Below are 18,949 nucleotides of genomic sequence, written 5' to 3'. Positions count from 1 at the left end.
TCACGGCCATACGCATCCCGCGCAGGCCGACAACGGGTGGACCGTACGCACTTCCTGTGCAGCGGTCTGTGTCATCAACCGAGTATTTTTCAATGACCGAATCATTTGCCGAACTGTTTGAACAGAGCCAGACCCAACTGGCCAAGCTGAAGCCGGGCGCCATCGTCACCGGCGTCGTCGTGGAAGTCCGCAACGACGTCGTGGTGATCAACGCCGGCCTGAAGTCCGAAGGCATCGTGCCGATCGAACAGTTCCGGAACGACGCCGGCGAAATCGACGTGGGCGTGGGCGACGAAGTGAAGGTGGCCCTCGACTCGATCGAGAACGGCTTCGGCGAAACCGTCCTCTCGCGCGAGAAGGCCAAGCGCGCCATGGTGTGGGACGAGCTGGAGCAGGCGCTCGAGAAGAACGAAACCATCACCGGTCGCATCAGCGGCAAGGTCAAGGGTGGTTTCACCGTCGACATCAAGGACGTCCGCGCGTTCCTGCCGGGTTCGCTGGTCGACGTGCGCCCCGTGCGCGACCCGGGCTACCTGGAAGGCAAGGAGCTTGAGTTCAAGCTCATCAAGCTGGATCGCAAGCGCAACAATGTGGTCGTCTCCCGCCGTGCGGTGGTCGAGAGCGAGCATTCGGAAGAGCGCGAGCAGCTGATGGACAAGTTGCAGGAAGGCGTGGTGCTGAAGGGTGTGGTCAAGAACCTCACCGACTACGGCGCGTTCGTCGACCTGGGCGGCATCGACGGCCTGCTGCACATCACCGACATGGCGTGGAAGCGCGTGCGTCATCCGTCCGAAGTCGTGGAAGTCGGCCAGGAGCTGGATGTCCGCGTGCTGAAGTACGACCGTGAGCGCAACCGCGTCTCGCTGGGCCTGAAGCAGCTGGGCGAGGATCCGTGGGACAACATCGCCCGCCGTTACCCGGCCAACAGCCGCGTGTTCGGCAAGGTCTCCAACGTCACCGATTACGGCGCGTTCGTCGAGATCGAGCCGGGCGTCGAAGGCCTGGTCCACGTGTCCGAGATGGACTGGACCAACAAGAACGTCAATCCGTCCAAGGTCGTGCAGGTCGGTGACGAAGTCGAAGTGATGGTGCTGGACGTGGACGAAGAGCGTCGCCGCATCTCCCTGGGTATGAAGCAGGTTGCTGCCAATCCGTGGGAAACCTTCGCGGCCACCCACAAGAAGAACGACAAGGTGTCCGGTCAGATCAAGTCGATCACCGACTTCGGCATCTTCATCGGTCTGGATGGCGGCATCGACGGCCTGATCCACCTGTCCGACATCAGCTGGAACACCACCGGCGAAGACATCGTGCGCAACTTCAAGAAGGGCGACACGCTGGAAGCCGTGGTGCTGGCCGTTGACCCGGAACGCGAGCGCATCAGCCTGGGCGTGAAGCAGCTGGAGCAGGATCCGTTCGGCCAGTACATGGCGGCGCACCCGAAGGGCTCGAAGGTCGAAGGTACGGTGAAGGAAGTGGACGCCAAGGGCGCCACGGTCGAACTGGCCGACGGCATCGAAGGCTACGTGATGGCCCGCGACATCAGCCACGACCGCGTGGACGATGCCAGCCAGCACCTGAAGGTCGGCGACAAGGTCGAAGCCAAGTTCATCGGCATGGACCGCAAGGGCCGCACCCTGCAGCTGTCGATCAAGGCGAAGGACGAAGCCGAGACCGCCGAGGCGCTGGCCGAGTACAACAAGTCGGCCGCCGAAGCGTCCACCGGTACCACCAGCCTGGGCGCGCTGCTGCGTGCACAGCTGGACGGTGGCAAGTCCGAGTAAGCGGCTCGCGCCGTTGCCGTATCACCCGCAGTAACGTTCCCCACCGGCCCGGCGACCCCGGGCCGGTGCGGGTACATCCGCCCGAATTCCGCATGCGATGACCAAATCCGAACTCATCGAGATCCTCAGCCGCCGCCAGCCGCACCTCAAGGCGGAGGACGTGGATCTGGCCGTCAAGGCACTGCTGGAGATGATGGGCGGCGCCCTGTCACAGGGCGATCGCATCGAGATCCGTGGCTTCGGCAGCTTCTCGCTGCATTACCGTCCGCCGCGCATGGGCCGCAACCCCAAGACGGGCGAGTCGGTCGCGCTGCCGGCCAAGCACGTTCCCCATTTCAAGCCGGGCAAGGAGCTGCGCGAACGCGTCAGCGACGTCACGCCCATCGAGGAAAGCGGCGAGTAAGCCCGCCCTTGGCGCGTGTCGTCCCGCGCCGACTCCGTTAAGCTAGGCGCCGTCCTGCAAGGAGTCGCCTGATGAACATGTTCCGCCTGGTCGTCGCACTGCTGTTCTTGGCCTACGGACTCATCATCGGCGTGCTCAATACGCAGCCGATCACGCTGAAACTCCTGTTCACCGAATTCCAGACCTCATCCGGGGTCGGCATCATGCTGTCCCTGCTCCTGGGGGTGGTGGTGGGGGGGCTGATCGTGGTTGCCACCCTGGTGTGGCCGCTGTACGCGAAGCTGCGCAAAGCAAACCGCGCAGCGTCGGTGACGACGAACGCAAACTCTTCCGCCGTTGACGGCGGTCTCTGAGCCATGGCCTTCCTGACCGAATGGTTCTGGTTCTTCCTGTTCCTTCCGCTGGCCGCACTCAGCGGCTGGATCATCGGACGCCGCGGTGGCCAGCGGCACGGTGATACACAGGTCAGCCGGTTGTCGAGCACCTATTTCCGCGGCTTGAACTACCTGCTCAACGAGCAGCCGGACAAGGCGATCGAACTGTTCCTGCACATCGCCGAGCTGGACAAGGAAACCTTCGAGACGCAGGTCGCGCTGGGACACCTGTTCCGCCGCAGAGGTGAAGTGGATCGCGCGATCCGGTTGCACCAGGGGCTGGTGCAGCGCACCGACCTGAGCGACGCCCAGCGCGTCCAGGCCCTGCTGGCCCTGGGCGAGGATTACATGCGTTCGGGGCTGCTGGATCGGGCGGAGACCGTCTTCACCGATCTGGCTCAGATTGATCAGCGCGCGCCGCAGGCGCTCAAGCATCTGATCGGTATCTACCAGGCCGAGCGCGACTGGGAGAAGGCGATCGACAACGCCCGTCGCTATGAAGAAGTGACGGCCGAACCGATGGGCAAGCTGGTGGCCCAGTTCGAGTGCGAACTTGCTGAGCGGCAGCGCACGGCGAACAACATCGAGGCCGCGCGGGCCGCCGTGGCGCGCGCATACCAGGCGGATGCAGGCAGCGTTCGCGCCGGCATCATTGAAGGGCGCATCGAGTCGGATGCCGGCAACGCCGAAGCGGCCGTCCGCGCCTTCGAGCGCGCCGCGCGGCACGATCCCGACTATCTACCCGAGGTGCTGCCCAGCCTGCTGGCCAGCTATGAGCAGGTGGGCGACCTGTCGGGCGCGCGCGCTTTCCTGTCGGAGATGTGCGAGCACTACCGCGGCATCGCGCCGGTGCTGGCCCTGACCAAGCTGGTCGAACGCCAGGAGGGCGTGGCGGCTGCTCGCGCCTATCTCGCCCGACAGCTGAAGGATCGACCTTCGGTCAGGGGCGAGGCGTCGCTGATCGACCTCACGCTGGCTGAGGGAGCGGATCCCGCCGCCACGCTGCACGACCTCAAGCACATCACCGATCAGTTGCTGGTACGCAATCCCAGCTACCGCTGCACGCGTTGCGGGTTCGGTGCGCGCACGCACCATTGGCAGTGCCCGAGCTGCAAGGAGTGGGGGACGGTCAAGCCCCTGCTGAACTACGCGGTGGTTTGATGCCCGGCGTGTATGTCTGGGTGGGGTTGCTGGCCGCGGGCACCGCAGCAGGAACCTGGTTGGCGCGTTACTACGCGCTGCGGGGCAATCTGATGGATCAGCCGGGCGACCGGCGCAGCCATGCGGTCGCCACGCCCCGTGGTGGAGGCATCGCCATCGTGCTGGTTGTGCTGGTGGCAGGCCTTTATCTGATGGTCCGACAGGTGCACATGCCTGCATTGTGGCTGGGGTTTCTCCCCGGTCTCCTGATCGTGGCCGGCATCGGCTGGTGGGATGACCATCGTCCCTTGTCTCCCTGGTTGAGGCTGGCAGTCCAAGCGGTGGCGGCGCTGATGCTGGCTGTCGGAGCGGGGTGGCATAGCGGCCACTGGCTGCCCGCCGTGGTGGCATTCGGTAGCGCGATGGTGCTGGTCAATGTCTGGAACTTCATGGACGGCATCAACGGTCTGGCGGTGACCCAAGCCGGGTTGGCCGCCGCCGGCTACGCCGCCGTACTCTCCGGAGACTGGTACTGGCTGGCACTGGGGTTGTTAGCGGCCTGCGCGGGATTCCTGCCCTTCAATTTTCCCAAGGCCCGGATATTCCTGGGGGATGTCGGCAGCGGCGCGCTTGGATTTGCGCTGGCCGGTCTGCTGGCGGCAGCCCTGGTCAGCGTGCCGGCGGCCACTGCGCCTTTGCTGATCCTGCCCTTCTGCGTGTTCCTCGTCGACGCGGGCTTCACATTGGCGCGGCGCATCCTATGCAATGAGCAGTGGTGGGCGCCCCATGTCACACATGTGTATCAGAGGGCGGCACGCCGGTTCGGGCATACAACAGTCACCCTGGTCTATGCGACCTTGAGTGCCGTTACACTCGCACTGATGCTTGGCTGGTCTCATGTCACTCTGAGTCAGTCCGTCTGGGTAGTGGCGGTTGCCTATCTGGTTGTTTCGTTGTGCTGGTTTGCCGTGCGCAGTGGATTGCGTGATTAGGCGGGGGAGAGGGACCTGATGAATTCCTGGCGGGATCGATTGAGCAGCGGCTTGCCGCGCTTCCTTGTGGCAGCCCACGATCTGGCGATGGTGTGGCTCTGCTGGCAGGTACTGCACCACCTCCGCTATGCGATGGTGGCGCATGCCCCCGATTTCCCGGTCTGGTCCAACGAGATCCTGATCGTCCTGCTCGCCCAGGGTGCCGTGTTCTGGTGGATGGGGCTTTACCGCGGGCTGTGGCGCTTTGCCAGCCTCCCCGATCTTTGGAACATCGTGAAGGCCTGTGCCTTGGGCTTCCTCGGCATCGTCGTAGGCCTGTTCTTCTACAACCGCTTCGGCTCGACGCCGCGTGCCGTCCTGGGCTTCTATCCGTTTGCGCTCGTGGGTTTCCTGGGGCTCCCCAGGCTGATCTACCGCGCATGGAAGGATAGTCAGGTCAAGCGCGCGCAGGACACCTCCTCGCGTGTGATCATCCTCGGCGCGGGCCGGGCAGGTGAGGCCCTGGTGCGTGAGCTGCGCAGGACGGGGGTGTACCACCCCGTCGCGTTCCTCGACGATGCCGTACGCCTGCACGGGTCGAAGCTGCAGGGCGTGCCGGTACTGGGTGGTCTGGAGACCGCCGCTGCGGTCGCACGCGAGACTGCAGCCAGGATGCTCGTCATCGCCATGCCATCACTCGACGCGCCGGCGATGCAGCGCGTCGTGGCGATCTGCGAGAGCACCGGCTTGCCGTTCCGGATGGTCCCGCGGCTGGTCAATGTCCTGGAAGGGCAGTCGATGCCGGGCGACCTGAAAGAGGTCGCGATCGAGGACCTCCTGGGCCGCAAGTCGGTCACGCCGGACTGGAAGCTCATTCGCGGCTGGTTGGGCGGACGCACGGTCATGGTCACCGGCGCGGGCGGCTCGATCGGTTCGGAACTCTGCAGGCAGTGCGCACGCCATGGCGCGCAGCGCATCGCGCTGGTCGAAATCGATGAACTCGCGCTCATCACTATCCAGGGCGACCTGCGGCGAGCCTTCCCCGATCTCGAGGTGCTGCCGGTGCTTGGCAACTGCGGCGATCCCGCAGTCATCGCGCACGCGATGCGCCTGGCGGAACCGGACGCCGTATTCCACGCCGCCGCCTACAAGCAGGTGCCGTTGCTGGAGGGGCACCTGCGCGAGGCGGTGGGCAACAACGTGCTGGCCACGGAAACGGTGGCGCGCGCCTGCCGCGAGGCCGGGGTGGGGACGTTCGTTCTGATCTCGACCGACAAGGCGGTGGATCCGGCCAACGTGCTGGGCGCGACCAAGCGGCTGGCCGAAATGGCATGCCAGGCACTCGATGACGGCCGTTCCAGCACGCGGTACGTGACCGTGCGGTTCGGCAACGTCCTGGATTCCGCCGGCAGTGTCGTGCCGCTGTTCCGCGAACAGATCCGCAAGGGCGGGCCGGTCACCGTCACCGACCCGGACGTGACCCGCTACTTCATGACCATCCCGGAGGCCTGCCAGCTGATCCTGCAGGCGGCGTCGGGTGCGGCGCATGCGTCGATCTACACGCTGGACATGGGCGACCCCGTACCGATCCGCCTGCTGGCCGAGCAGATGATCCGCCTGGCGGGCAAGCAACCAGGGCGGGACATCGCCATCGTCTACACCGGGCTGCGGCCGGGCGAGAAGCTGCACGAGACGCTGTTCCACGCGGACGAGCGTTACCAGCCGACGTCGCACTCGAAGATCATGAAGGCGCTGGCCCGCGATGTGTCGGCGGATTTCCTCGAGCTTTCCCTGCAGCGCCTGCGTGCTGCGTATACCCGGTATGACACCGCTGAGTTGGGCGAAGTGCTGAAGATCGCCGTCCCCGAGTTCGCACCGCTGTCAAATGATCATGACGAGGCATCGGCTAACATCGTGGTCTTCCCAGGCAGAGAAGCACGCAGGATCCGATGACCCACGCCAGAATCCGCAAGGCCGTGTTCCCCGTGGCGGGACTCGGCACCCGTTTCCTGCCGGCGACCAAGACCGTTCCCAAGGAAATGCTGCCGATCATCGACCGGCCGCTGATCCAGTACGCCGTGGACGAGGCGATCGAGGCCGGCTGCGACACGCTGATCTTCGTCACCAACCGCTACAAGCATGCGGTGGCCGATTACTTCGACAAGGCGTATGAGCTCGAGCAGAAGCTGGAGCGTGCGGGCAAGACCGAGCAGCTGGAACTCGTGCGCAACGTGCTTCCGCCACATGTACGGGCCGTGTTCGTCACCCAGGCCGAGGCGCTGGGTCTGGGGCATGCCGTCCTGTGTGCAAAGCCCATCGTGGGCGACGAGCCGTTTGCGGTGCTGTTGCCTGATGACCTGATCTGGAACCGTGGCCCCGGCGCGCTCAAGCAGATGGCCGATGCGGCGGAAGCCAGCGGTGGCAGCGTCATCGCGGTGCAGGATGTGCCGGCGGAACAGACGGCGAGCTACGGCATCGTGGCCACCGACACTTTTGCGGGTCGCGAAGGACGCATCAGCGCCATCGTCGAAAAGCCCAAGCCCGAGGTGGCGCCGAGCACGCTCGCCGTGGTCGGCCGCTATGTTCTGGATGCGCGTATTTTCTCGCTGCTGGAAAGCACCACGCCCGGTGCCGGCGGCGAAATCCAGCTGACCGACGCCATCGCCGCCCTGCTGGCGGAGAAGCCCGTGCATGCCTACCGCTTCCAGGGCACGCGTTTCGACTGCGGTACGCATATCGGGCTGATCGAGGCCACGATCCGCTACGCGCTCGATCACGAGAAGCTCAGCGACGCCGCGCGCGATACGATGCAGAACGCACTGGATGAGCTTGGGGTGCGGGACCTCGGTTGACGGTCCCGGCATCGGCAACGTCCGATGCGTTTCCTGCTTTCAACACCCCCGGAAACGACGCCGTGCAGATGTCGTCACGCAACTACTACGTGGACACGGCGGGCGGCGCGCCCGCCTTGCCGGCGCTTGCCTCTCGAGTGGGCGCTGCGGTTTGCGTCGTGGGTGGCGGCTTTGCCGGCCTGAACACCGCGCTCGGCCTGGCCGAACGCGGCATCCGTGATGTCGTGTTGCTCGAGGCCGACACGCCGGCCTTCGGTGCATCGGGCCGCAATGGTGGCTTCGTTTTCGGCGGCTTTTCGCGGGGCGAGTCGGCGCTGCTGCACGATCTAGGCCCTACCCGGGCGAAAGCGCTGTACGCCGGCACGACGCAGGCCGTGGAGCTGATCCGCGACCGGATCGCACGGCACGGCATCGATTGCGATGACACCCAGGCCGGCATCCTGTGGGCGAACTGGTTCCGCGACCAGGACGTGCTCCGCCAGCGGCAGACGTTGCTTGCCGAGACATTCGGGCAAGACTGGCAATGGATGGGCCGCGACGATGTCCGCCAGCGGCTGCGCACGACGCGTTACCACGACGCCCTGTTCGAACCGAGCGCCTTCCACTTCCATCCGTTGAAGTACGCGAACGGGCTGGTGCGTGCTGCAGGCGAGCACGGTGTCTCGATCTTCGCGCATTCGCCCGCGGTATCGCTGGCGAAGGTTGGCGAAGGCTGGCGTATCACGACCCCATCGGGCAGTGTCGACGCCAGGCAGGTGGTGCTGGCCTGCGGTGGCTATCTGGCGGGCCTGCACCGGCGGGTGGATGCCGGCGTGCTGCCGATCGCGACCTATGTGATGGTCACCGAACCACTCGGCGAACGCATGGATGACGCGATGCACACCCGGGCGGCGGTCTACGACACCCGCTTCGCCTTCGACTACTACCGTCCGTTGCCGGATTCGCGAATGTTGTGGGGTGGGCGTATTTCGATCCTTGATCGGTCTCCGCAGGCGGTCAGGCGCTTGTTGTACCGCGACATGCTGAAAGTCTTCCCGCAACTGGAGGGCATAGGCATCGACTACGCTTGGTCCGGCCTGATGAGTTATGCGCGCCATGAGATGCCGCAGATCGGCCAGGTCGAACCGGGGCTCTGGGTGGCGCAGGCATTTGGCGGACATGGCGTAGCGCCTACGACGCTCGCCGGCGAGGTCATCGCGGCCGCCATCGCGGAAGGCGACGAGCGCTGGCGTGAGTTCTCGGCGTATGGGCTGGTGTCGGCGATGAAGCCGGCAGGCTTCCTGGGCGCCCAGGTGAGTTACTGGTGGGCCGAGGCCAAGGACGCTTGGAAGGCGCGGACAGAGGGGAGGGTGGGGACATGACGGAGCGGATGGACGTCATCGCATGGGATGACTTCATGCGCGTGCAGCTTTGCGCAGGCACCGTGTTGCGGGTGGAGCCGTTCCCCGAAGCGCGCAAGCCCGCGTGGAAGCTCTGGGTCGACTTCGGCCCGCATGGTGTCAGGAAGACCAGTGCGCAGATCCAGGCGCTTTACGCGCCGGGTGACCTGGTCGGCCGACAGATCGTCGGTGTGATCAACTTTCCGCCGAAGCAGGTAGGCCCATTCGTGTCGGAGTTCCTGCTGACCGGCTTCCATACCGATGAGGGCGTGGTGATCACCACGATTGAGCGCCCGGTACCCGACGGCGCACGCATGGCGTGAAGCTCGCCGCTGACGGACAAGGAAATGGCGCCTTTCGGCGCCATTTCTTCTTGCTACATGCAACGGATGCGCCTACAGCGACTCGAAGATGCCTGCCGCGCCCATGCCGGTGCCGATGCACATCGTCACCATGCCGTACTTCTGCTGGCGGCGACGCATGCCGTGCACGATCGTCGCGGTACGGATCGCACCGGTGGCGCCCAGCGGATGGCCAAGCGCGATCGCACCGCCCAGCGGGTTGATCTTCGACGCATCCAGCTCACTGTCGCGGATCACCGCCAGCGCCTGCGCGGCGAAAGCTTCGTTGAGCTCGATCCAATCCAGCTGGTCCTTGGTCAGGCCGGCCTGCTTCAGCGCCTTCGGGATCGCGGCGATCGGGCCGATGCCCATCACTTCCGGGCGCACACCGGCGACCGAGAAGCTGACGAAGCGGGCGAGCGGGGTCAGGCCGTAATCCTTGATCGCTTGCTCCGAGGCCAGCAGCACGCCGGCTGCGCCGTCGCTCATCTGCGACGAGGTGCCTGCGGTCACGGTGCCGCCGAACTGCGGGTTGCGGAACACGGTGCGCAGCTTGGCGAGACCTTCCAGCGACGTGTCGGCGCGCGGGCCTTCGTCCTGCTCGACCAGCAGCTTCTTCAGGCGCACGGTGTTGCCGGCCAGGTCAGGCTGGCGCGAGATCACTTCGTAGGGGCTGATCTCGTCCCTGAATTCGCCGGCTGCCTGAGCGGCCAGTGCCTTCTGGTGCGAAGCGACGGCGAAGGCATCCTGGTCCTCGCGCGAGATTTTCCATTCCTCGGCGACCTTCTCCGCGGTGATGCCCATGCCGTAGGCGATGGCCACGTGGTCGTTGTCGAACACGCTCGGCGCCATCGCGATCTTGTTGCCCATCATCGGCACCATGCTCATGCTCTCGGTGCCGCCGGCCAGCATCAGGTCGGCGTTGCCCAAGCGGATCTGGTCCGCCGCCATCGCCACAGCCTGCAGGCCGGACGAGCAGAAGCGGTTGATGGTCTGCGCGGCGATGGTGTTCGGTAGGCCGGCCAGCAGCAGGCCGATGCGCGCCACGTTCATGCCTTGCTCGCCCTCCGGCATCGCGCAGCCGATGATGGCGTCGTCGATGCGGCTGAGGTCGATGCCCGGCGCTTGCGCCACGACCGACTTCAGCACGTGCGCCAGCATGTCGTCCGGGCGGGTGTTGCGGAACACGCCCTTGGGCGCCTTGCCGACCGGCGTGCGGGTGGCGGCGACGATATAGGCTTCTTGTACTTGCTTGCTCATGTCTCGGTGTCCTGTGTCGTCGGTCAGTTACGCAGCGGCTTGCCGGTCTTCAGCATGTGCGCGATGCGGGCCTGGGTCTTTTCCTGCTGGGCCAGCTCGACGAAGTGCTGGCGTTCAAGCTTCAGCAGCCACTCCTCGTCGACCAACGCGCCGCGATCGATCTCGCCTCCGCAGAGCACGGTGGCGATGCGCACCGCGATCTCGTAGTCGTACGGGCTGATGAAGCGGCCTTCCAGCATGTTGACCAGCATCATCTTGAAGGTCGCGATGCCGACGTCGCCGGCCACCTGGATACGGCGGGCGGGCAGGGGCGGGCGATAGCCGCTCTCGGCCAGCTGCAGCACCTGCTGCTTGGCCACGTACAACTGCTCGTAAGCATTGAACACGACCAGATCGTTGTCACGCACCAGGCCCAGCTCCTTCGCCTCGACGGCGGAGGCTGACACCTTGGCCATCGCGACCGTCTCGAAGGTCTTCTTCAACTCGGCAAACACATCACCGCCCGGGCCGGCAGCCTGCGACGCACGCACGGCGATTTCCTTGAGTCCGCCACCGGCCGGCAGCAGGCCGACGCCGGCTTCGACCAGGCCGATGTAGCTTTCCAGCGACACGACGGAGCGGGCGCTATGCATCTGGAATTCGCAGCCGCCGCCCAGCGCCAGGCCGCGCACCGCAGCCACGACCGGCACCAGCGAGTACTTGATGCGCTGGCTGGTGGCCTGGAAGTTGGCGACCATCGCCTCGAACTCGGCAATCTTGCCCGCCTGCAGCGCACCGAGTGCACCCGCGAGGTCGGCACCGGCGGAGAAGGGCTCCTTCGGCTGCCAGATCACCAAGCCCTTGAACGTCTGCTCGGCAATCGTGATCGCCTGTTGCAGGCCGTCCAGCACGGCGTCGGACACGGTGTGCATCTTGGTCTTGAAGCTGACCACGCCGATGCCGTCGCCGTCGGTCCACAGGCGGACGCCGTCGTTCTCGAACACCGTCTCGCCCTGCGGGAACACTTCACCCAGCAGCGGATCGGGGAAGCGCTGGCGCTTGTACACGGGCAGCGAAGAGCGCGGCAGCTTGGCGTTCTTGGCCGGGCTGTAGCTGCCCTCGGCGCCATGCACGCCTTCGCGACCGTCGAACACCCAGTTCGGCAGCGGCGCGCTGCTCATGGCCTTGCCGGCCACGATGTCGTCGGCGATCCATTGTGCCACCTGCTTCCAGCCGGCCGCCTGCCAGGTCTCGAACGGGCCCAGCGACCAGCCGTAACCCCAGCGGATGGCCAGGTCGACGTCGCGCGCGGTCTCGGCGATGTCGGCCAGGTGGTAGGCGCTGTAATGGAACAGGTCGCGGAACACCGCCCACAGGAACTGCGCCTGCGGATGCTGGCTCTCGCGCAGCTTGGTGAACTTCTCGGCCGGGTTGCGGATCTTCAGGATCTCGACCACTTCCGGCGCCGCGGTGCGGTCGGACGGACGATAGTCCTGCTTGGCCAGGTCGAGGACCACGATGTCCTTGCCGACCTTGCGGAAGATGCCGGCGCCAGTCTTCTGGCCCAGCGCACCCTTGGCGATCAGGGCTTCGAGCCACTTCGGCGACTTGAAGTAGCCGTGCCACGGATCATCCGGCAGGGTGTCGGCCATCGTCTTGATGACGTGGGCCATCGTGTCCAGGCCGACCACGTCCGAGGTGCGGTAGGTCGCCGACTTCGGGCGGCCGATCAGCGGACCGGTGATGGCGTCCACCTCGTCGAAGCCCAGCTTGAACTCACCGGTGTGGTGGGCGGTGGCCAGGATCGAGAACACGCCGATGCGGTTGCCGATGAAATTCGGCGTGTCCTTGGCGTACACCACGCCCTTGCCGAGCGTCGTGGTCAGGAAGGTCTCCAGGCCTTCCAGCACCGAGCCGTCGGTGGACTTGGCCGGGATCAGCTCGGCGAGGTGCATGTAGCGCGGCGGATTGAAGAAGTGCACGCCGCAGAACCGATGGCGAAGCTGTTCGGGAAGAACTTCCGCCAACTTGTTGATTCCCAAGCCCGACGTATTGCTGGCCAGCACCGCGTGATCGGCCACGAAGGGGGCAATCTTCTTGTACAGGTCCTGCTTCCAGTCCATCCGTTCGGCGATGGCTTCGATGATCAGGTCGCAGCCCTTCAGGTGCTCGAGACCGGTTTCGTAATTGGCCGGCGTGATCGCCTCGGCCAGGGACTTGCTGGCCAGCGGCGCGGGGCTCAGCTTGGCCAGGTTGGCGATGGCCTTCTGCACGATGCCGTCGGGATGACCGTCCTTGGCGGGCAGGTCGAACAGCACGGTATCGACGCCGGCATTGGTGAGGTGCGCGGCGATCTGCGCGCCCATCACGCCGGCGCCCAGCACGGCCGCCTTGCGAACAAGCAGGGGGTTGGACATGGGATTTCCTTGGATTGCAGGGGTTGTCAGGTGTGGTCGGCGCGCAGGCCGGCCTCGGCGAAGCGGATCAGTTCACGGGCGGCACGCTCACGGTGCGCCGCTTCCGTGACACCCGTGGGGCGCTTGATCAGGCCGAAATCGGCCATGGCGTAAGTCAGTGCGCCGGAGAAGAAGTCCAGCCGCCAGTAAAGCTCTTCCTTGCTCAGGCCGGGGACGCAGGCGGCGATGGCCTTGCCGAACTCGCGCAGCACATGGCCGTAGTGGTCCGACAGAAACTTGCGCAGCCCGTCGTTCTTCTCGGCGTAGGCGCGGGCAATGACGCGGACGAAGGCGCCGCCGCCATGGCGGTCCTGGGCCAGGGCGAGGGCGGGTTCGACGAAAGCAGCAAGGATCGGCTCGAGCTCACCGGGGCGGTCGGCGAGGGCCTTCTCCAGCAGCGATAGACGCGCTGCGGTCATGTCGTCCATGCGGCGGCGGAACACCTCGTTGACCAGGTTTTCCTTGCTGCCGAAGTGGTAGTTGACCGCCGCGATGTTGACGTCCGCCCGGCTGGTGACCTGCCGCAGGGAGGTGCCCGCGAAGCCGTGCTGGGCGAACAGCTCTTCGGCCGCGCCGAGGATCCGCTCCTTGGTCGAAAAATGCGTGGTGTTGCCCATGACCCCCTCCGGGACTGAATCAAACGCTTGTTTGACTCATTGTCTGCCCGGCGGGTCGGGGTGTCATGTTGCGAAGCAGCAAAATCGTCGCCGGCCGGCTGCACAGTTCCGCCGGATACGTTAGAATCTCGCTACGCTTTCTGGTCTAAGCCCGCGTTTCGACGCGGGTTTTTCATGTTAACCTCGGGTCCTCAGTGGCCCGCCCGAACGGAGAAATCCCCATGGCGCTGGAGCGCACCCTGTCGATCGTCAAGCCCGATGCCGTCGCAAAGAACGTCATCGGCGAAATCTACGCCCGTTTCGAAAAGAACGGCCTGAAGATCGTCGCTTCGAAGATGAAGCACCTGTCGCGTCGCGAAGCCGAAGGTTTCTACGCCGTCCACCGCGAGCGTCCGTTCTTCAACGCACTGGTCGAGTTCATGATCTCCGGTCCGGTCGCCATCCAGGTGCTGGAAGGTGAGAACGCCGTGCTGAAGCATCGCGACATTCTCGGTGCCACCAATCCGAAGGATGCTGCGCCGGGCACGATCCGCGCCGACTTCGCCGACTCCATTGACGCCAATGCCGCGCACGGTTCGGACTCGGTCGAGAACGCAAACATCGAGATCGCGTACTTCTTCGCCGCAACCGAAGTGTTCGCGCGCTAAGCGAAAGCGATGAGCAGCCACGAACTGCCGCCGATCGAGTTGAAGCTGGCCACGGACGCTCCGTCCGTGGCCATCGGTGTGCCTGTGTCTGCAAAGCAGAACCTGATGGACCTGGATCGCGAAGGTCTGGAGCAGTTCTTTGTCGGCAAGCTGGGTGAGCAGAAGTTCCGCGCTCACCAGGTGATGAAGTGGATCCACCACCGCTATGTCACCGATTTCAATGAGATGACCGACCTCGGCAAGAACCTGCGCGCCAAGCTGCAGGAACATGCCGAAGTGGTGGTACCGCAGGTCGTATTCGACAAGCCCTCTGCAGACGGTACGCACAAGTGGCTGCTCGGCATGGGCGTGGACGGCAAGAATGCCGTCGAAACCGTCTATATCCCCGACAAGAACCGCGGCACGCTGTGCGTGTCGTCGCAGGTCGGTTGTGGCCTGAATTGCACCTTCTGCTCGACGGCCACGCAAGGCTTCAACCGCAACCTGACCACCGCCGAAATCATCGGACAGGTGTGGGTAACGGCGCGCCATCTGGGCAATGTGCCCGCACAGAACCGCCGTCTCACCAACGTGGTGATGATGGGCATGGGCGAGCCGCTGCTGAACTTCGACAACGTCGTGCGCGCGATGAACATCATGCGCGACGATCTTGGTTACGGCCTGGCGAGCAAGCGCGTCACGCTGTCGACCTCCGGCTTGGTGCCGATGATCGACCGACTCTCCACCGAGACCGACGTATCGCTCGCGGTCTCGCTGCATGCGCCCAACGATGTGCTGCGCGAGCAGTTGGTGCCGCTCAACAAGAAGTACCCGATCGCCGAACTGATGGCGTCGTGCGTGCGCTACCTGCGCGCGAACAAGAAGCGCGACTCGGTGACGTTCGAGTACACGCTGATGAAGGGCGTCAACGACCAGCCCGAGCATGCACGTCAGCTTGCACAGCTGATGCGCAAGTTCAGCAATGCCGCGCAGCTCAAGGATGCCGGCAAGGTCAATCTGATTCCGTTCAACCCGTTCCCCGGTACCCGCTACGAGCGTGCGCCCGAGGAAGACATCCGCGCCTTCCAGAAGCTGTTGCTCGACGCGCAGGTGCTGACCATGGTCCGCCGGACACGCGGCGACGACATCGACGCCGCCTGTGGCCAGCTGAAAGGCCAGGTGATGGACCGCACGCGCCGGCAAGCCGAGTTCCGTCGGCAACTGCAGGAACAGGGCATCGACGATGCGGCTTAAGGCGTTCTGCCTGCTGCTCATCACCCTCCTGCTGGCGACCGCCTGCAGTCGCCTCACCTTCGTTCGCCCCAAGGGAAAGATGGGCCAGCTGTCGGGCCAGGAAGAGGTGGCCGACTATACGGTCAAGGACAGCCCGGAAGTGAAGCGCAGGCAGGGCGTCCAGACGATCCTTGCGCGTACGCTGCAGCGGCTGCAGGAGGGCGAGCTTGAGGCGGCCGAGAAAGAGGCTAGGTCAGCGTTGAAGCTCGACGCCGCTTCCGTCGACGCGCTCACGCTGCTCGCCGTGATCGAGGATCGCCAGGGTCGTCACGACAAGGCGGGCGAGTCCTATCGGCGTGCCGCCGAACTGGCGCCTGGATCGGGTGCCACGCAGAACAACTACGGCACGTGGCTGTGTGCAAATGGGTTCGCTGCCGAGTCGCTGGTCTGGTTTGATCGGGCGATCCAGGCGCCGGGCTACGCCACGCCAGGGGCTGCGATGGCCAATGCGGGTAGTTGCGCACTCAAGTCCGGCCAGAAGGAGCGCGCCGCGCGCGACTTGCGTCAGGCGCTGGCGCTCGAGCCCGCCAATGCGGTGGCACTGGGATCCATGGCCGAGCTTGAATTTGGCCAGCAGCAGTACCTGTCGGCGCGCGCGTTCGTCGAGCGGCGGCTGGCGGCCGCGCCGGCAAGCGCGGCGGTGTTGAAACTCGCATCACAGATTGAAGACAGACTCGGCGACAAGGCTGCTGCCAGTCGATATGTTCAGCGCATTCGGGCGGAGTTCCCCGACGCGCAGGACGTCACAACCGGGGGAAATGCAGGGCCATGATGCAGTCTGTAGTCGGGGATTTGCCTCCGCCGCAGGGGTGCGGTGAGGCGTTGAGGGCGGCGCGCGAGCAGGCCGGTCTGTCATTGCAGGAAGTCGGTCAGCGGCTGAAGATGCCCGCCAAGGTGCTGCATGCCCTCGAAGCAGGGCAGTGGGACCAGTCCGGTGGCGCCGTCTTCGTTCGCGGCCAACTGCGCAGCTACGGTCGCCTGCTGAAGGTGGATGTCGAGCCGTTCCTGCAACAGGCGGACGCCGTGGTAGCGAGGCCGGCCGAACTGGTCAGTCATAGCCATACGCCGCGCTTCCAGTATTTCTTCGAGAGCTTCAAGCGTCGCGCGATCTATGTCGTGCTGACGTTGGTCATCGCGACGCCCGTCTGGATGGCGCTCCGGCCGTCCTCCGGACCGGTATCTGATGCCACGACCGCCTCGCTGGATGTCGTGCCCGGCACGCAAGGAGCCCCCAGCGAGCCAGCGGGCGAATCGCCGCAGCCGGCCATCAAGCCGCCGGCGGCCCCGTATGTCGCTTCCATGGCACCACTGCCGCGAACTGCGACCTCTTGGTTGTCGCTGTCCTTCAAGGGCGACAGCTGGGTCGAAGTGAATGCTCCTGATGGACGCAAGGTCGAGCACGCACTGCTGAAGGCGGGCGATGAGCGCCGCTATGCGCAGGGCGAGGTCGGGCGCGTCAAACTGGGCGATGCGACGGCGGTCGAGGTTCAGCAATCCGGGAGTACGGTGGACCTGACACCGTACCAGCGAGCGAACGTTGCACGCTTTACGGTATCCTCTGAGGGTTCCCTGGCGCCGGTCGTTGACTGACCCGCGTGCGGGTTTGTCCAACCTAGACCGAGACCCCGCCTGAGACGGGGCAAGAGAGCGCATGGCGATTGACGATCTGCTCGACGAGCACGAACAAAGCGAACGTGTCCGCAGCTGGCTGAAGAACAACGGTGCCGGCTTGCTGGGGGGTGTGGTCCTGGGGCTGGGCGTGATTCTCGGCTGGCAGTGGTGGCAGAAGGACCAGGCTGGCAAGAAGGAGCAGGCGTACCAGAGCTACCAGACGGCCGTCGAAGGTCTTGCCAAGGGCGACCTGAAGCAGACCCAGGGCGCCGTCGACGCGCTGGTCAAGGAGGACGAACTGTATGCGGACGTCGCCGGCCTGCAACTGGCGAAGGCCCAACTCCAGGCGGGCGAGCGCGATGCCGCCATCGCCACGTTACGCACACTTACGCCCGATGATGCCCTGCGTCCGCTGGTCAACCTGCGTCTCGCGCGACTGCTGATCGACGCCGGCAAGCACGACGAGGCGCTGAAGGTGCTGGAGAAGGCGGACGACGCCTCCAGCCTGGAAGTGCGCGGTGATGCATTGCTGGCGACTGGCAAGGCGAAGGAAGCGCAGGAGGCCTACACCCGCGCGCTGACCACGTTGGATGCGGTGTCCCCGCAGCGCCGTCTGGTGGAGCTGAAACTGATTGACGCCGGCGGTACCCCGCCGAAGACCGGAGGTGCGGCATGAAGCGTACGTCTGGACCCGCAGTCCGCCTGATCGCGGCTGTCGCGATCGTTGCCGCGCTCGGCGGCTGCAGCACCGTGAAGGGCTGGTTCTCCGGCAAGGACAAGGAGGGCGAGAAGCCGGTCGAGCCGGCCGAACTCATCGACATCACGCCGACGGCGTTCGTTTCCAAGATGTGGAGTGCCAATGCAGGCAAGGGCGAGAAGCGCCTCGGTCTGCAGCAGGTCCCCGCAGTGGACGATGGTCGCGTCTACGCAGCAGCGGTGGACGGCGGCGTCCGCGCTTTCGACCTGCAGACGGGCAAGCAGGTATGGCAGTACAAGTCCGACTTGCGTTTGTCGGGCGGTCCGGGTGCCGGACAGGGTCTGGTCGTGGTCGGCACGCTGGACGGTCAGGTGATCGCGCTGGATGCAGCCACGGGTGCCGAGAAGTGGCAGGCCAAGGTGCCGAACGAAGTCATTGCGGCACCAGCCGTGGGCCAAGGCATCGTGTTCGTCCGCAGCAATGATGGCCGCGTTACCGCTCTGGCAGCAGATACCGGCGAGCGCCGCTGGTTCTGGACCAGTGAACTTCCCAGCCTGACGGTTCGCGGCAACGCGCCAGTGGTGGTGGGGCCGGGCGTGGTGTTCGCCGGCAGTGACGACGGCACGGTGACCGCGCTGGCTGCCAACGACGGGCGCCCGATGTGGACGCAGGCGGTCGGTATCGGGGAAGGACGCAGTGAGTTGGAGCGCATGGCCGACGTCGACGGCGCCCCGGTGCTGGAAGGGTCGACGCTGTACGCCACCAGTTTCAAGAAGGAAACCGTCGCCCTCGAAGGTCCGTCGGGACGTCCGCTGTGGACGCGCGACAACGGTGGCGCAGGTGGCTTGGGCGTGACGAGCAGCGCGGTCGTCGTCTCCGATCCGGCCGGCACGGTGTGGGGTTTGGACAAGTACAGCGGCGGCGCACTGTGGTCGAACACGACCTTGGCCCGCCGCTCGCTGACCGCACCGACCATCCACGGCGACTACGCGGTGGTGGGTGACTTCGACGGCTACCTGCACTGGTTGAGGACGGACAATGGCGAAGTGGCGGCGCGCGCGCGCGTTGGCGGCAAAGCCATCCGTGGCAAGCCAGTGGTGGCCGACGGCATCCTGCTGGTGCAGGACGTGGAAGGCGGCCTGACGGCGTTCGGCTTCAAGTGATCC

At 65.4% G+C, this 18,949-nt stretch carries 18 protein-coding genes; 15 read left to right on the top strand and 3 right to left on the bottom strand.

What is annotated here, in order from left to right; all coding sequences use genetic code 11:
* The first annotated feature begins 92 nt into the window (after positions 1–92).
* From rpsA to IB225_RS19900, 9 genes are all read left to right on the top strand, one after another.
* The gene (rpsA, locus tag IB225_RS19940) at positions 93–1,784 is read left to right on the top strand and encodes a 30S ribosomal protein S1 (RefSeq protein ID WP_192314674.1); all 1,692 of its coding nucleotides are present in this window, start codon (positions 93–95) and stop codon (positions 1,782–1,784) included.
* 97 nt (positions 1,785–1,881) lie between these two features.
* The gene (locus IB225_RS19935) at positions 1,882–2,187 is read left to right on the top strand and encodes an integration host factor subunit beta (RefSeq protein WP_055944733.1); all 306 of its coding nucleotides are present in this window, start codon (positions 1,882–1,884) and stop codon (positions 2,185–2,187) included.
* Positions 2,188–2,258: 71 nt separating this feature from the next.
* Positions 2,259–2,540 carry a lipopolysaccharide assembly protein LapA domain-containing protein gene (locus IB225_RS19930; RefSeq protein ID WP_192314672.1) on the top strand — a complete coding sequence of 94 codons (282 nt, stop codon included), beginning with the start codon at positions 2,259–2,261 and terminating at the stop codon, positions 2,538–2,540.
* A gap of 3 nt (positions 2,541–2,543) precedes the next feature.
* Complete coding sequence (gene lapB, locus IB225_RS19925; protein ID WP_192314669.1) at positions 2,544–3,722, top strand: lipopolysaccharide assembly protein LapB; 1,179 nt, start codon at positions 2,544–2,546, stop codon at positions 3,720–3,722.
* The gene (locus IB225_RS19920; protein ID WP_192314666.1) at positions 3,722–4,693 is read left to right on the top strand and encodes a lipopolysaccharide biosynthesis protein; all 972 of its coding nucleotides are present in this window, start codon (positions 3,722–3,724) and stop codon (positions 4,691–4,693) included. Before lapB ends, IB225_RS19920 begins: the two co-directional genes overlap by 1 nt.
* An 18-nt stretch (positions 4,694–4,711) precedes the next feature.
* Positions 4,712–6,625, top strand: coding sequence for a nucleoside-diphosphate sugar epimerase/dehydratase (locus tag IB225_RS19915; protein ID WP_192314662.1), 1,914 nt, complete (start codon positions 4,712–4,714; stop codon positions 6,623–6,625).
* The gene (galU, locus tag IB225_RS19910; RefSeq protein WP_192314659.1) at positions 6,622–7,524 is read left to right on the top strand and encodes a UTP--glucose-1-phosphate uridylyltransferase GalU; all 903 of its coding nucleotides are present in this window, start codon (positions 6,622–6,624) and stop codon (positions 7,522–7,524) included. Before IB225_RS19915 ends, galU begins: the two co-directional genes overlap by 4 nt.
* Positions 7,525–7,592: 68 nt before the next feature.
* On the top strand, positions 7,593–8,885 hold the full coding sequence (locus IB225_RS19905; protein ID WP_192314737.1) for an FAD-binding oxidoreductase: 1,293 nt from the start codon (positions 7,593–7,595) through the stop codon (positions 8,883–8,885).
* Positions 8,882–9,226, top strand: coding sequence for a tRNA-binding protein (locus tag IB225_RS19900; RefSeq protein WP_345776653.1), 345 nt, complete (start codon positions 8,882–8,884; stop codon positions 9,224–9,226). The genes IB225_RS19905 and IB225_RS19900 overlap by 4 nt, the downstream gene beginning before the upstream one ends.
* A gap of 72 nt (positions 9,227–9,298) precedes the next feature.
* Here the strand turns inward: IB225_RS19900 and IB225_RS19895 are convergent, their stop codons facing one another.
* From IB225_RS19895 to IB225_RS19885, 3 genes are read right to left on the bottom strand one after another with little or no spacing between them, the layout of a single operon-like run.
* Positions 9,299–10,504 carry an acetyl-CoA C-acyltransferase gene (locus tag IB225_RS19895; RefSeq protein ID WP_192314656.1) on the bottom strand — a complete coding sequence of 402 codons (1,206 nt, stop codon included), beginning with the start codon at positions 10,502–10,504 and terminating at the stop codon, positions 9,299–9,301.
* A 23-nt stretch (positions 10,505–10,527) separates the two neighbouring features.
* Positions 10,528–12,900 carry a 3-hydroxyacyl-CoA dehydrogenase/enoyl-CoA hydratase family protein gene (locus IB225_RS19890; protein ID WP_192314653.1) on the bottom strand — a complete coding sequence of 791 codons (2,373 nt, stop codon included), beginning with the start codon at positions 12,898–12,900 and terminating at the stop codon, positions 10,528–10,530.
* Between the two features lie 26 nt (positions 12,901–12,926).
* A complete protein-coding gene (locus IB225_RS19885) occupies positions 12,927–13,556 on the bottom strand; it encodes a TetR family transcriptional regulator (protein ID WP_192314649.1) in 630 nt (209 codons plus the stop codon).
* A 221-nt stretch (positions 13,557–13,777) separates the two neighbouring features.
* On the opposite strand from IB225_RS19885, the gene ndk reads away from it, so the two are divergent.
* The 6 genes from ndk to bamB all read left to right on the top strand — a co-directional run bounded on the left by ndk (position 13,778) and on the right by bamB (position 18,946).
* Positions 13,778–14,203 (top strand): nucleoside-diphosphate kinase, encoded by a 426-nt coding sequence (ndk, locus tag IB225_RS19880; protein WP_192314646.1) that lies wholly within the window; start codon positions 13,778–13,780, stop codon positions 14,201–14,203.
* 9 nt (positions 14,204–14,212) lie between these two features.
* A complete protein-coding gene (gene rlmN / locus IB225_RS19875; RefSeq protein WP_192314643.1) occupies positions 14,213–15,436 on the top strand; it encodes a 23S rRNA (adenine(2503)-C(2))-methyltransferase RlmN in 1,224 nt (407 codons plus the stop codon).
* A gap of 79 nt (positions 15,437–15,515) precedes the next feature.
* On the top strand, positions 15,516–16,247 hold the full coding sequence (pilW, locus tag IB225_RS19870; protein ID WP_225584165.1) for a type IV pilus biogenesis/stability protein PilW: 732 nt from the start codon (positions 15,516–15,518) through the stop codon (positions 16,245–16,247).
* Positions 16,244–17,065 carry a RodZ domain-containing protein gene (locus tag IB225_RS19865; protein WP_192314638.1) on the top strand — a complete coding sequence of 274 codons (822 nt, stop codon included), beginning with the start codon at positions 16,244–16,246 and terminating at the stop codon, positions 17,063–17,065. Before pilW ends, IB225_RS19865 begins: the two co-directional genes overlap by 4 nt.
* Positions 17,066–17,126: 61 nt before the next feature.
* Positions 17,127–17,762, top strand: a complete 636-nt coding sequence (locus IB225_RS19860; RefSeq protein WP_192314636.1) for a tetratricopeptide repeat protein — start codon at positions 17,127–17,129, stop codon at positions 17,760–17,762.
* Positions 17,759–18,946: an outer membrane protein assembly factor BamB gene (gene bamB / locus IB225_RS19855; RefSeq protein ID WP_192314634.1), complete on the top strand. Its 1,188-nt coding sequence runs from the start codon at positions 17,759–17,761 to the stop codon at positions 18,944–18,946. Before IB225_RS19860 ends, bamB begins: the two co-directional genes overlap by 4 nt.
* Positions 18,947–18,949 lie beyond the last annotated feature (3 nt).

It is taken from the genome of Pseudoxanthomonas sp. PXM02 (genome assembly GCF_014851805.1).
Taxonomy (GTDB): Bacteria; Pseudomonadota; Gammaproteobacteria; order Xanthomonadales; family Xanthomonadaceae; genus Pseudoxanthomonas_A.
Note: the sequence above shows the minus strand (reverse complement) of the source record. Positions and strands in the feature narration are given on the sequence as shown.